13 protein-coding genes are annotated in these 13,040 nt (G+C 66.9%); 7 read left to right on the top strand and 6 right to left on the bottom strand.

Annotated elements, in window-relative coordinates:
* Positions 1–19 precede the first annotated feature (19 nt).
* The 4 genes from ACR9FL_RS10805 to ACR9FL_RS10790 are packed head-to-tail and all read left to right on the top strand — an operon-like array spanning position 20 to position 2,633.
* Entirely contained in the window at positions 20–1,495 is a 1,476-nt protein-coding gene (locus ACR9FL_RS10805; RefSeq protein ID WP_436355576.1) for a leucyl aminopeptidase, read from the top strand.
* Between the two features lie 27 nt (positions 1,496–1,522).
* On the top strand, positions 1,523–1,984 hold the full coding sequence (locus ACR9FL_RS10800; RefSeq protein WP_296178227.1) for a DNA polymerase III subunit chi: 462 nt from the start codon (positions 1,523–1,525) through the stop codon (positions 1,982–1,984).
* Positions 1,985–1,992: 8 nt separating this feature from the next.
* Positions 1,993–2,316: a hypothetical protein gene (locus tag ACR9FL_RS10795; RefSeq protein ID WP_436355575.1), complete on the top strand. Its 324-nt coding sequence runs from the start codon at positions 1,993–1,995 to the stop codon at positions 2,314–2,316.
* A gap of 23 nt (positions 2,317–2,339) precedes the next feature.
* Positions 2,340–2,633 (top strand): hemolysin, encoded by a 294-nt coding sequence (locus tag ACR9FL_RS10790; protein ID WP_296178231.1) that lies wholly within the window; start codon positions 2,340–2,342, stop codon positions 2,631–2,633.
* Between the two features lie 39 nt (positions 2,634–2,672).
* Here the strand turns inward: ACR9FL_RS10790 and ACR9FL_RS10785 are convergent, their stop codons facing one another.
* Together ACR9FL_RS10785 and ACR9FL_RS10780 are read right to left on the bottom strand one after the other, a co-directional pair.
* On the bottom strand, positions 2,673–2,930 hold the full coding sequence (locus ACR9FL_RS10785; RefSeq protein ID WP_436355574.1) for a DUF2164 domain-containing protein: 258 nt from the start codon (positions 2,928–2,930) through the stop codon (positions 2,673–2,675).
* A gap of 16 nt (positions 2,931–2,946) precedes the next feature.
* Positions 2,947–4,830, bottom strand: coding sequence for an ABC-F family ATP-binding cassette domain-containing protein (locus ACR9FL_RS10780; RefSeq protein WP_436355573.1), 1,884 nt, complete (start codon positions 4,828–4,830; stop codon positions 2,947–2,949).
* Positions 4,831–4,926: 96 nt separating this feature from the next.
* On the opposite strand from ACR9FL_RS10780, the gene ndk reads away from it, so the two are divergent.
* Entirely contained in the window at positions 4,927–5,346 is a 420-nt protein-coding gene (ndk, locus tag ACR9FL_RS10775) for a nucleoside-diphosphate kinase (RefSeq protein WP_436355572.1), read from the top strand.
* 289 nt (positions 5,347–5,635) lie between these two features.
* On the opposite strand, the gene ACR9FL_RS10770 is transcribed toward ndk, so the two are convergent.
* Positions 5,636–7,708, bottom strand: a complete 2,073-nt coding sequence (locus ACR9FL_RS10770) for a M13 family metallopeptidase (RefSeq protein WP_436355571.1) — start codon at positions 7,706–7,708, stop codon at positions 5,636–5,638.
* Positions 7,709–7,828: 120 nt separating this feature from the next.
* Positions 7,829–8,437 (bottom strand): phosphoribosylglycinamide formyltransferase, encoded by a 609-nt coding sequence (gene purN, locus ACR9FL_RS10765; RefSeq protein WP_436355570.1) that lies wholly within the window; start codon positions 8,435–8,437, stop codon positions 7,829–7,831.
* Positions 8,438–8,621: 184 nt separating this feature from the next.
* Here purN and ACR9FL_RS10760 point away from each other — a divergent pair, with 184 nt between their 5' ends.
* A complete protein-coding gene (locus ACR9FL_RS10760) occupies positions 8,622–10,214 on the top strand; it encodes a S10 family peptidase (RefSeq protein WP_436355569.1) in 1,593 nt (530 codons plus the stop codon).
* 180 nt (positions 10,215–10,394) lie between these two features.
* Here the strand turns inward: ACR9FL_RS10760 and purM are convergent, their stop codons facing one another.
* On the bottom strand, positions 10,395–11,432 hold the full coding sequence (gene purM, locus ACR9FL_RS10755; RefSeq protein WP_436355568.1) for a phosphoribosylformylglycinamidine cyclo-ligase: 1,038 nt from the start codon (positions 11,430–11,432) through the stop codon (positions 10,395–10,397).
* Positions 11,433–11,513: 81 nt separating this feature from the next.
* On the opposite strand from purM, the gene rnd reads away from it, so the two are divergent.
* Positions 11,514–12,665, top strand: coding sequence for a ribonuclease D (gene rnd, locus ACR9FL_RS10750; RefSeq protein WP_296177950.1), 1,152 nt, complete (start codon positions 11,514–11,516; stop codon positions 12,663–12,665).
* A 4-nt stretch (positions 12,666–12,669) separates the two neighbouring features.
* Here the strand turns inward: rnd and ACR9FL_RS10745 are convergent, their stop codons facing one another.
* Positions 12,670–13,038 (bottom strand): VOC family protein, encoded by a 369-nt coding sequence (locus ACR9FL_RS10745; RefSeq protein WP_436355567.1) that lies wholly within the window; start codon positions 13,036–13,038, stop codon positions 12,670–12,672.
* Between the last annotated feature and the right edge of the window lie 2 nt (positions 13,039–13,040).

The following is a 13,040-nucleotide window of genomic DNA, read 5'->3' as shown; positions in this document are numbered from 1 at the left end:
TCGGCCTGGAGTAGGTTTCATGAAAATCGAGTTCGTCGCTTCCCCCAGCGCCGCTCAAATCCTTGCCGTCCTGGTTCACGATGGCCGCGCGCTGGCCGGCACGGGCTCGGCCCTGGACGCCGCCGCCTCGGGCGCTCTGACCAAGGCCATGGCCAACAGCCGCTTCACCGGCGCCGCCAACAGCCACCTGACGGTCGCGGCCCCGGCCGGCGTCGACGCCAATTCGGTGCTGCTGGTCGGCGCGGGCGCGGCTGACAAGTTCGACGACCTGGCCATCGAGACCGCCGCCGCCGCCGCCTATCACGCCGCCAAGCTGTCGGGCGCGGAAGTCCTGACCGTCGACGCCGCCCACCTGTCGGCCGAACAGGCCGCGCGCGTCGCCTTCGCCGTGCGCCTGGCCGCCTACCGCTTCGCCAAGTATCTGACCAAGCAGAAGGCTGAGAAGATCCCGTCGGTGACGACCGTGCGCGTCGTGACCTCGGACGTGAAGGCCGCCGAGGCCGCCTTCCAGCCGCTGTCGGCCGTGGCGGACGCCGTGCTGTTCGCGCGCGACCTGGTGTCAGAGCCCGCCAACATCCTGTATCCGGCCGAGTTCGCGCGCCGCGTGAAGGAACTGGAGGCACTGGGCGCCAAGGTCGAGATCCTGGGCGAGGCCGAGATGGAGAAGCTGGGCATGGGCTCGCTGCTCGGCGTCGGCATGGGCTCGGTGCGTGAAAGCCAGCTGGCCGTCATCCAATGGAACGGCGGCAAGGAAGGCGAGGCTCCCATCGCCTTCGTCGGCAAGGGCGTCTGCTTCGACACCGGCGGCATCAGCCTGAAGCCCGCCGACGGCATGGAAGAGATGAAGTGGGACATGGGCGGCGCCGCCGCTGTGGCCGGCCTCATGCACGCACTGGTCGGCCGCAAGGCCAAGGTGAACGTCGTCGGCGTTCTGGGCCTGGTCGAGAACATGCCGGACGGCGCCGCCCAGCGTCCGGGCGACGTGGTGACCTCCATGTCGGGCCAGACCATCGAGGTGCTGAACACCGACGCCGAGGGCCGTCTCGTCCTGGCTGACGCCCTCTGGTACACGCAGGACCGCTTCAAGCCGAAATTCATGGTCGACCTGGCCACCCTGACGGGCGCCATCATCATTTCCCTGGGCCTGGAATACGCGGGCGTCTTCACCAACAGCGACGAACTGGCCGCCAATATCGCCGACGCCGGTCCGAAGGTGGGCGAGAAGTCGTGGCGGATGCCGATCCCTGCGGAATACGATCGTCACATCGACAGCCCGATCGCCGATGTGAAGAACATGGGCAACGGCCGCGCTGGCGGCTCGATCACCGCCGCCCTGTTCCTGCAACGCTTCACCAACGGCACGCCGTGGGCGCACATCGACATCGCCTCGACCGCCTGGGTGAAGGACTCCAAGAACCCGACCGTGCCGGACGGCGCCGTGGGTTATGGCGTGCGTCTGCTCGACCGTATGGTCGCCGATCACTACGAAGGCTGAAGCACGTCCTTGAAGGGGTAGGGCCGGGTGTCTGACGCCAAGCCGGAAATCTGGTTCTACCACCTGGAGCGCTCGACGCTGGATCAGGTGCTGCCGGGCCTGCTGGAGAAGACCCTCCAGCGGGGCTGGCGCGCCCTGGTGCGCGGGGCGGTCTCGCACCGCCTCGACGACATCGACGAGCACCTGTGGACCTATCGCGACGACAGCTTCCTGCCGCATGGCCTGGCGTCGGAAGGCCAAGCCGCCCGCCAACCCATCCTTCTGTCCGAATCGGGCGAGAACCTGAATGGTGCTCAGGCGCTGTTCATCGTCGATGAGTCAGAGCTGGGGGCCACGGAAGGGTACGAGCGGTGCTTCATCATTTTCGACGGTCGCAACGAACAGGCGCTGCAACAGGCGCGCGAACGCTGGCGCAGCCTGAAGGCGGCCAACGCCAACCTGGCCTACTGGAAACAGACGGACGAAGGACGCTGGGAAAAAGCGGCCTGATCCTGGGCGTGGGGCTGATCGCCCTGTCGGCCTGCGCTTCTCCGCCGCCGACGCGACCCAGCCAGCCGACGAGCGCACCGCGCACCTCCTCTACCGAGCGCCCCTACTTGTCCGAGCCGGGCGTGCGTTCCGTCGACGCTGACATGTGCAAGGCCGGCGAGTTGCAATGGCTGGTCGGGAAACCACGAACCGAGATTCCCGTTCCGGTGGATGTGGTGAACCGTCGGGTGGCCTGCACCACCTGTCCCGTCACCGAAGATTATTCGCCGTACCGCCTGAATATTTTCTACAACCAGCAGACCGGCATCGTCGAGCGCGTGAGCTGCGGCTAGGGCCGGCAACGGAGAGGGACGCCATGAAGACCATGCTGATGCTGACGGCTTTCGCGGGCGCTGTGGCGCTTTCGGCCTGCGCGCCGACCCAGGAGGTCGCGCCGGGCGGCGAGCCGACCCCCGTGGCCTGCAAGGCCAGCGACTATCAGGAATATGTCGGCCGCAATCGTTCGGTCATTCCCGCAGACGCGCCGCAGGGCCGCATCTTCCGCGTCCTGTGCAGCAGCTGCGCCGCGACGATGGATTATCGCGAGAACCGCGTGACCTTCACCTACGACGACCAGACCAATGTCGTGACGCGCGTCAGCTGCGGCTGATCGAACGTCGCATCTGAAAGACGCCAGAGCGGGGCGGGTCTAGCGGCCCGTCCCGCTTTCGCGTTCCAGGGCGTAGATGGCGTCGGCGATGTCCTCGGCCTTGGCCGTGACCACGGCTTGGGCGTCGGCCAGACCGCGATTGTAGAACCAGCCGCCGATCTGGCCGCCGAAGAAGTCCAGCACCATCTCGGCCTGAAGCTGGCTGATGTCCTGATCCAGCTCCCTGGCGAAGAAGTCGCGGATGCGGCCGCCGATGGCGGTGCGTTCTTCCTTGGTGAACTGGATGGGCTTGGTCATCAGGACTCTCTTGTCGTCAGGAGACGGCGGCCAGGGCTTCCTCGGCCTCCATCCAGGCGGCTTCGGCGGCCTCCAGATCGCCCTGGGTCTTGGCGCGGGCGCGCGTCAGGCCTTCCAGGGCCTTGGGATTGGAGACGGCGGCGTTGGCCAGGTCGTCGTCGATGCGGGCGACCTCGGCGGCCAGGGCGGCCATGCGCTCCTCGGCCTTCTTGACCGCGTGACGCAGGGTCGAGGGCGAAGGGCCGGACTTCTTGTCGTTCTTCTTCTTGCCGCCCTGAGCGGGGGCTGCGGCTGCGGCCTCCTGCTTGATCTGGCTCGGCTTGACGGCGGCGGCCTTGGCGCGGTCGAGGACGAACTTCTGATAGTCGTCCATGTCGCCCTCATAGGGCTTCACCGTGCCGTCGGCGGCCAGCCACAGGCGATCGGCCACCAGCTCCATCAGCGAGCGGTCGTGGGTGATCAGGATGACGGCGCCGCTGTAGTCGTTCAGCGCGTCCAGCAGGGCGCGGCGGCTGTCGATGTCCAAGTGGTTGGTCGGTTCGTCGAGGATCAGGACGTGGGGGGCGTCCATGGCCACCATGTTCAGCAGCAGACGGGCGCGTTCGCCCCCCGACAGGCTGTCGACCGTGGTTTCCTGCTTTTCGAAGCCCAGACCAAACTGGGCCAGCTTGGATCGGCGGCTGCTTTCGCTGGCGTCGGGCATGGCCCGGCGGATGATCTCCAGCGGAGTGTCGGTCGGGTCCATGGCCTCGATCTGATGCTGGTGGAACCAGCCCACGCGCATCTTCTTGTCGCGGTGCAGTTCGCCCTCGGACACGGTTAGGGCGCCCGCGATCATCTTGGCGAAAGTCGACTTGCCCGCGCCGTTGACGCCCAGCAGGCCGATACGGTCGTCCAGGTCCATGCGCAGATTCAGATTGCGCAGGATGGGCTTGCCGGTCTCGTAGCCGACGTTGGCGCGTTCCAGGCGGATCAGCGGCGGCGCCAGCGGGCGCGGCGGCGAGGGCAGGGTGAAGGGGGCGACGCGCTCCTCGATGGTGGTCGAGACCGGCTCCATCTTGGCCAGGCGCTTCATCCGCGACTGGGCCTGGGCGGCCTTGGAGGCCTTGGCCTTGAAGCGGTCCACGAAGGCCTGCAGGTGGGCGCGCTCGGCGTCCTGCTTGGCCTTGGCCGACAGTTGCAGGCGGGCCTTTTCAGCGCGCGCCTTCCCGAACATGTCGTAGCCGCCCGTGTAGAGCTCCAGCTTGCGGCTCGCCAGGTGCAGGATGTGGGTGCAGGAGTTGTTCAGCAGTTCGCGGTCGTGGCTGATGATCAGGGCCGTGTGCGGGTATTTCTGCAGGCGGCTTTCCAGCCACAGGGCGCCTTCCAGGTCGAGGTAGTTGGTCGGTTCGTCGAGCAGCAGCATGTCCGGCTCGGCGAACAGGGCCGCCGCAAGGGCCACGCGCATGCGCCAGCCGCCCGAGAACTCGGACATGGGGCGCTGCTGGTCCTCCTGGCTGAAGCCGAGGCCGGCCAGGATTTCGCCGGCGCGGGCCGGGGCCGAGTCGGCGTCGATGTCGATCAGACGCGCCCAGATCTCGCCCATCTCTTCCGGCTCGGCGGTTTCCAGCCGGCTCATCAGTTCGTGGCGCTCGACGTCGGCTTCCAGAATCGTGTCCAGCACGCTGTCGGGGGTGGCCGGGTGTTCCTGGTCCACCGAGCCGACGCGGGCGGTCTTGGGCAGGCTGACCTCGTCGCCATTGGCGGCCAGTTCGCCAAGGATCAGCTTGAACAGGGTCGATTTGCCGATGCCGTTGCGGCCCACCAGGCCGACTTTGGAGCCCGGCGGCAGGCTGACGGAGGCGTCGTCGAGGAACTGGCGGCCCCAGGCGTTGAACGTCAGGTTGGTGATCTGGAGCATGGAAAGCGTCTGACGTTGAGGTGGCGGTTGGAAAGCGGGGAGGGCGCCGCTATAAGCCCGCGACCCTCAAACTACCAAACCGCAAAGAGTCTTCCCATGACCGAACGCACCTTCTCGATCATCAAGCCCGACGCCACGCGCCGCAACCTGACCGGCGCGATCAACGCCGTCATCGAAACCGCCGGCCTGCGCATCGTCGCCCAGCGCCGCGTCAAGCTGACCGAAGCCCAAGCCAAGAAGTTCTACGAAGTGCACGCCGAGCGTCCCTTCTACGGCGAACTGGTCTCGCAGATGATCGCCGAGCCGGTCGTCGTGCAGGTCCTGGAAGCCGAAGGCGCCGTCGCCAAATACCGCGAAGTCATGGGCGCCACCAACCCGAACGACGCCGCCGAAGGCACCATCCGCAAGCTGTTCGCCCTGTCGATCGGCGAGAACTCGGTCCACGGTTCGGACTCGCTGGAAAACGCCGGCATCGAAATCGCCCAGTTCTTCACCGACGCCGACATCGTTGGCTAAGGTTTGAACAGGCCGCCTTGTGCGGCCTGGCTCAGCGATTGAAAGGCCCGCCTTCGGAAACGGAGGCGGGCTTTTCTTTTGCCATGCTCCCATCGCCGTCATCCTCGGGCTTGACCCGAGGATCGAGCGAAGCGGCGCGCTGGACTCTTCAGGTGTCGCGCAGACGGACAGTCCGATCCTCGGGTCAAGCCCGAGGATGACGGCGGAATAGGCGTGTGCCGCGCCAGGCAAGAAAAAGAGCGTCGGCCGCGAAGCCGACGCCCTTTCCTTTGTCAGCGAGGAGACGCGCCTACCAGATGCGGGCGCGGCTTTCCGGGGCGATGAACTCGGCCTGATCAGGCGTGACGCCGAAGGCGGCGTACCAGGCGTCGATGTTGCGCGGCGGGGTGGCGGCGCGGGCGGCGCCCGGCGAGTGCGGGTCCGTCGTCAGCTGCTCCTTGAGGGCCGCCTCACGCGACTTCTCGCGCCAGACCTGGGCCCAGCCGAGGAAGACACGCTGATCGCCCGTCAGGCCGTCGATGACCGGGGCCGGCTGGCCGTTGAGGCTGCGGTGATAGGCGTCCAGCGCCATCAGCAGACCGCCCAGATCCGCGATGTTCTCGCCCATCGTCAGCTCGCCGTTGATGTGGGTGCCGGGAATGGGCTCCTGGGCGTTGTAGATGGCCCCCAGGACCTTGGCGCGCTCCTCGAAGCGGGCGGCGTCTTCCGGCGTCCACCAGTCGCGCAGCACGCCGTTGGCGTCCGACTTGCGGCCCTGATCGTCGAAGCCGTGAGTGATCTCGTGGCCGATCACGGCGCCGATGCCGCCGTAGTTGACCGCCGGATCGGCGTTCGGGTCGAAGAAGGGCGGCTGCAGGATGGCGGCCGGGAAGACGATCTCGTTGCGCGGCGGGTTGTAGTAGGCGTTTACCGTCTGGGGCGTCATGCCCCATTCCAGCGGATCGACCGGCTGGCCGATCTTGCCGCGCTTCCAGGCCCAGTCGAAGGCCGAGGCGCGCTCGACGTTGCCGTAGAGGTCGCCCGCCGACAGCTCCAGGCCGTCATAGCTGCGCCACTTGTCTGCATAGCCGATCTTCACCCCGAACTTGGACATCTTGAGCAGGGCCTGTTCGCGCGTCGGCTCGCTCATCCAGTCCAGGTTCTTCAGGCGCTCGGTCATGGCGGCGCTGAGGTTGGCGACCAGGGCCTCCATCTGGGTCTTGGACGAGGCGGGGAAGTGCAGGCGGACGTACTCCTGACCCAGAACCTCGCCCAGCTGGCCATCGACCAGGGCGACGCCGCGGTTCCAGCGCGGACGGTTCTCGGGCTGACCGCGCAGGGTCTTGCCGCGGAACTCGAAGCGCGAGTTCACGAAGGCGTCGGACAGATAGGGGCCGGCCTGATCGACGATCTGGAAGGCTTCCCACGCCTTCAGCGTGTCCAGGGAGGTGTCGGCGAAGACCTGGGCGATGCCGGGGATGGCGGTGTTTTCCATCAGGACGATGGTCGGCACGTTGCTGAGTTGGGCGCCTTGCAGGAAGGCGGTCCAGTCAAAGCCGGGGGCCAGTTTGGCCAGGTCGCCGGTCGGGGCCGGGTTGTAGATCTTGTCGATCTGGCGGCGCTCGACCGTGGTCCAGTGTTTTTCGGCGACCTTGGTCTCGAAGGCCAGGATGTCGGCGGCGGCCTGGGCTGGGTTCGACCAGCCGGCGGCGGTCAGGGCGCGGGTGACATAGGCGACATAGGCCTCGCGCTGAGGCGCGAAGTCGGCCTTCAGATAGTAGTCGCGGTCGGGCAGGCCCAGGCCGCCCTGGCCCATGTAGGCGGAGTTGAGGTTGGGGTTCTGCAGGTCCTCGAACACGTCGACGCCGAACAGAGAGCCGCCGAAGCCCGCGTGGCTTTCGCCCATCAGGCGGGCCATGCCGCTGTGGTCGGAGACGGCGCGCACGGCGGCCAGGTCAGCGGCCAGGGGCTGGGCGCCCAGCTGGTTGACGCGGGCCTCGTCCATGAAGCTGGCGTAGAGGGCGCCGACCTTTTGCGCATTGGCGTTGGTCGGGTTGGCGGCGCTGGCCTCGATGATCGCTTTCAGCTGGCTCTGGGCGTTTTCGTACAGGACATCGAACGGGCCGAAGCGGGCCTTGTCCGAGGGAATCTCGGTGTTCCGCAGATAGGTCCCGTTGGCGTATTCGTTGAAGTCGTCGCCCGGCTTCACCGCCAGGTCGCGACCGTTCAGGTCAAAGCCCCAGGGATGGATTTGCGGGGCGTCAGCCGCAGCGGCGGTGTGGCCGGCGTGGCCGGCGTGGGCGTTCTGGGCTGAGGCGGCTTGAGCGGAGAACGCGAAGGCGAGCGCCAGGCCGGCGGCGCCCATCAGGCGGGTCTTGGACATCGGGTCTTCCCATGTGGAACAGGCGAGCGGTCGCCGACGGGGTCGGTCCGATCGTTCGCGGGGAAACTGCTCCTGCCTGCGACCGCCTGTCGCATTAAAAATAGTTCAGGAAACGTCGCCTCATCGCGCGACAAAGGCGGCCAGGGTCTGGGGATAGAGGCTGTGCTCGGCCGCCTTGACCCGTTCGGCCAGGGCGTCGGGCGTGTCGCCGGGCAGGATCGGCACGCGGGCCTGACCCAGGACGGGGCCTTCATCGACGCCCTCGGTGACGACGTGGACGGTGCAGCCCGCCTCAAGGTCGCCGGCCTCGATGGCGCGGGCGTGGGTGTTCAGGCCGGGATAGAGGGGCAGAAGCGAAGGATGGATGTTCAGCATCCGTCCCGCCCATTTCTGCACCAGCCAGGGCGTCAGCAGCCGCATGTAGCCGGCCAGGGCGATGACCTCGATGTTTCGCTCGACCAGCAGGGCGTCGATGGCGCGTTCGTGCGCCTCGCGATCCTTGCCAAAGGGCTTGTGCTCGACCGTCAGGGCCTCGACCCCGGCGGCGCGGGCTTTGTCCAGGCCGGCCACCTCGGCGATGTTGGAGACGACGACCGCGACCTGATAGGGGGCGTCCGCCGCCTGACCCGCTGCGATCAGCGAGGCCATGTTGGTGCCGGAGCCGGAGATCAGCACGGCCACGCGTGTCTTCGGTCTCGGGAACGGGGGCTGCGCGTTTTCGGTCGGCATGGCGGCGGCTCGAGCGTGTCGGGATGGGGAGGAGGCGAGGGATGCGGCGGTCGGCGTCGCTTGGCAAGCCCATGTCGTTGTTCGGGCCGCGGATCAGACCGTTATAAAGTCCGTTGCCGGAGGGGCAGGCTTGGGGCTAGCGTCCCGGCGCCGGGCTGTCCGGCGCGTGAGGGGGAGTTTCACAATGCGTCATCTGCTTACCGCTGTCTGCGCGACGGCGATCTTGGCTGTGCCTATGGTTTCCATGGCTCAGGAAGCGTCCAGCGGCGGCTCCGGCCCGGTCCGTTCGGCTGCTGATCGTCTGCGCAACGCTAATGCAGAGCAGGTGGAGCGCAACTGGGCCCGCGCCACGCCGGAAGAGAAGGAGGTGACGACCAGCCATTCGATCACCGCCCACGGCCGGACCATGCGCTACAAGGCCACGGCCGGCACCCTGACCATCCGCGACGACGCCGGAATGCCGACGGCCAGCCTGTTCTACGTCGCCTATACCCTGGACGGGCAGCCGGTCGGGCGGCGTCCGGTGACCTATCTCTATAACGGCGGGCCGGGCTCGCCGACGGTGTGGCTGCACATGGGGGCGTTTGGCCCGGTGCGGGTGCTGACGGATGATCCGGTGGTCGAGCGTCCGGCGCCCTTCAACGTCGGCCCCAACGACATGACCCTGCTGGACAAGACCGACCTGGTCTTCATCGACATGGTCGGCGCCGGCTATTCGCGCCCTCTGGCCGAGACGCCCGGTTCGGCCTTCTGGGGCGTGGATCAGGACGCCGACGCCTTTACGCGCGCCATCATGCGCTACACGAGCAAGTTCAACCGCTGGTCCAGCCCCAAATACGTCCTGGGCGAAAGCTATGGCACCCTGCGCACAGGTGCGGTGGCGCATCAGTTGGAAGACCGGGGCATGTCGCTGAACGGCGTCATCCTGCTGTCGTCGATCATGAACTACGGCGTGCGCCAGCCCGGCTATGCGCAGAACTTCATCACCCTGCTGCCGACCTATGCGGCGACGGCCTGGTATCATAACAAGGTGCCGAACCGTCCGGCCACGGTCGAAGCCCATGTTCAGCGGGCGCGCGACTTCGCCATGGGCCCCTATGCGGCGGCCCTGGCCAAGGGGCACATGATTTCGGACGCCGAGCGCGCCCAGATCGCCCAGCAGATGAGCGAACTGATCGGCGTCTCGCCGACCTTCATCGACAACGCCAACCTGCGGGTGGAACTGTCGCCGTTCCGCAAGGAGCTGCTGCGGGATCGGCGCGAGACCATCGGCCGTCTGGATACTCGCTATCTGGGCATGGACGCCGACGCCGTGGGCGGTTCGCCCGAGGAAGACCCGTCTAGCAGCGCCATCACCGGGGCCTATTTCGGCGTCTTCAACGACTACATCGCCAATACGCTGAACTACCGGACGGACATGGACTATCGCCAGTCGGCGCGCGGCCTGCCGGGCTTCAACTGGAACTGGAGCCACCGTCCGCCGGTCGGCGGTCCGCAGACGACGCCGAACACGGCGGTGGACCTGGCGACGACGATGCGGCGCAATCCGCACCTGAAGGTGCTGGCGCTGAACGGCTATTATGACGCCGCCACGCCCTTCTTCTCGACCGAGTACGACCTGGCCCAGATGATGCTCGAGCCCAGGCTGCGCCAGAACCTGGAGTTCACCTACTATGAGGGCGGGCACATGATGTACACGAGCCGCAAGGCGCTCGAGGAACTGCACGTCGATCTGGCGAAGTTCTACGACGAGACCCAGAACGGCGGGGTTCGGTAGAGGTACTTTCTTCCCGCTCATCCCGGCGGACGCCGGGATCCAGTCCTTTGGCTTCAGGCTTCGGTGTCTGAGGTTCGCACTGGACCCCGGCGTCCGCCGGGGTGAGCGGATTAAAGGGCGACCAAAGAAAAAGGCCCCGGTCTCGCGACCGGGGCCTTTGTCGTTTCAAACGCTGGGAGCTCAGGCGGCTTCCAGCTGTCCGCAGATGAAGGCTTCCTCGCCCGCGTTCAGCAGGGCGGCCAGGACCGGCTCGGCGTTTTCCGGCGAGACGATCAGGATGAAGCCGACGCCGCAGTTGAAGGTGCGGCGCAGTTCGTGGTCGGAGATGCCGCCGACCTTGCCCAGCCACTCGAAGACCGGGGGCAGGGACCAGGCGTTCCAGTCGAAGGCGGCTTGCAGGCCCTCGGCGATGCAGCGCGGCGGGTTTTCGATCAGACCGCCGCCGGTGATGTGGGCCGCGCCCTTGACCAGACCGGCCTTCATCAGCGGCAGGACCGGCTTCACATAGATGCGGGTCGGCTCCATCAGGGCCTGGGCCAGGGTCTTATCCTTGGCGAAGGGGGCGTCGTCGCCCCAGGCCAGGCCGGACTTCTCGACCACCTTGCGGATCAGCGAATAGCCGTTCGAGTGCGGACCCGAGGAGGCCAGGCCGATGATGATGTCGCCGGCCTTCTGCTGGTCCAGATAGGGCAGGACCTGACCGCGCTCGACCGCGCCGACCGAGAAGCCGGCCAGATCATAGTCGCCGCCCGAATACATGCCCGGCATTTCGGCCGTCTCGCCGCCCACCAGGGCGCTGCCCGACTGGCGGCAGCCCTCGGCGATGCCGGCGACGACGCGGCGCGCAGCGTCCACGTCCAGCTTGCCCGTGGCGTAGTAGTCCAGGAACATCAGCGGCTCGGCGCCCTGCGCCAGCAGGTCGTTGACGCACATGGCGACCAGATCGACGCCCACGCCGTCATGACGGCCGGTCTCGATGGCGATCTTCAGCTTGGTGCCGACGCCGTCCGTGGTGGTGACGATCAGCGGGTCTTCAAAACCGGCGGCCTTCAGGTCGAACAGGGCGCCGAATCCGCCCAGCGAAGCCTCGGCGCCGGGGCGACGAGTCGACTTGGCCAGGGGTTTGATCGCGTCGACCAACATTTCTCCGGCGTCGATATCCACGCCCGCATCGGCGTAGGTGAGGCCGTTTTTCAGGGCTTCGGGGGTGTCGCTCATCGGTCACGGCTCGAAATCGGGGGCGAAAATCTGTCGCAGCGCTCTTGCCACGACGGCGTCGCGCGGGGCTATAGCATCGGAATGACGCCAATCACCACCAATGACGCGCTAATCGACTTCTGCGAACGGCTGGCCAAGGCCCCGTTCATCACGGTTGACACCGAATTCATGCGCGAGACGACCTACTGGCCCAAGCTGTGCCTGATCCAGGCCGCTTCGCCGACGGACGCCGCCATCATCGACCCGATGGCCGAGGATCTGGACCTGGAGCCCTTCCTCGCGCTGCTGCGCGACGAATCGATCATCAAGGTCTTCCACGCCGCCCGTCAGGACGTCGAAATCTTCAACCGCCTGGGCGCCATGCCCAAGCCGATGTTCGACACCCAGGTCGCCGCCATGGCCGCCGGTTTCGGCGACCAGGTCAGCTATGAGCAGTTGGTCCGCCAGATGCTGCGTCAGGAACTGGACAAGGGCAGCCGCTTCACCGACTGGGCGCGCCGCCCGCTCAGCGACGCGCAACTGGTCTATGCCCTGGGCGACGTGACCCACCTGGCCGCCCTCTATCCCAAGCTGCGCGACCGCCTGCAGAAGGAAGGCCGTCTGGACTGGGTCATGTCCGAAATGGGCGCCCTGACCGATCCGGCCCTCTATGACACCACGCCCGAGAACGCGTGGAAGCGTCTGAAGCCCAAGAAGTTCAGCGCCAAGTATCTGGCCGCCTTCGTCGCCGTCGCCGTCTGGCGCGAACGCGCGGCCCAGGAACGCGACCAGCCGCGCGGCCGCATCCTGAAGGATGAGGGCATCGACGAGATCGCGGTCCAGGCTCCGACCGATCCCGAGGCCTTCAACCGCTTGCGTTCGGTGCCCAAGGGCTTTGGCGGTTCACGCCTGGGTCTGGAACTGGCCGCCGAGTTGAAGCGCGTTCTGGCTGATCCGGAAGCCCATGCACCCAAGCTGGAACGCCCGGCGCACAGCCAGCCGGCCCCGCCCTCGGTGGTCGAACTGCTGAAGGTGCTGCTGAAGGCCAAGAGCGACAACGCTGGCGTGGCCACCAAGCTGATCGCTAACGTCGCCGATCTGGAAAAGATCGCCAACGACGACAACGCCGACGTCGAAGCCATGAAGGGCTGGCGCCGTCAGCTGTTCGGCGAAGACGCGCTGAAGCTCAAGAAGGGCGAGATCGCCCTGGTGCTGAACGGCTCGCGGGTCGAAGTCGTCGAAATCGAAGGCTAGGGACTTAAGCCGGCGGCGACGCCGGCTCCCACAGCTCAATCGGATTACCCTCGGGGTCATGGATGCGCGCGAAGCGTCCGATCTCGGGGGTGGCGTCCCATTCCGGCTTGGTGATGACCTTGATCCCCGCGGCTTTGAGCGAGGCGATCAGGTCGTCCAGACCCTCGACCCGCAGGTTCAGCATCCAGCGATGGTCGGCGGCGAAATAGTCGCTGTCTTCCTTGAACGGGGCGAAGACGGTCGGTCCCGCCTCCTGATTCCAGATCCAGACGTTTTCCGGCGCCCCGACGCCGAGGTGGGTCAGATACCAGTCGGCCAGGGCCTTGGTGTCCTTTGAGCGGAAGAAGAAGCCGCCGATTCCGGTCACGGGCATGG

The sequence above is a fragment of the Brevundimonas sp. CEF1 genome, assembly GCF_051353055.1.
Classification (GTDB): Bacteria; Pseudomonadota; Alphaproteobacteria; order Caulobacterales; family Caulobacteraceae; genus Brevundimonas.
This window is presented reverse-complemented; position numbering and strand designations above follow the sequence as displayed.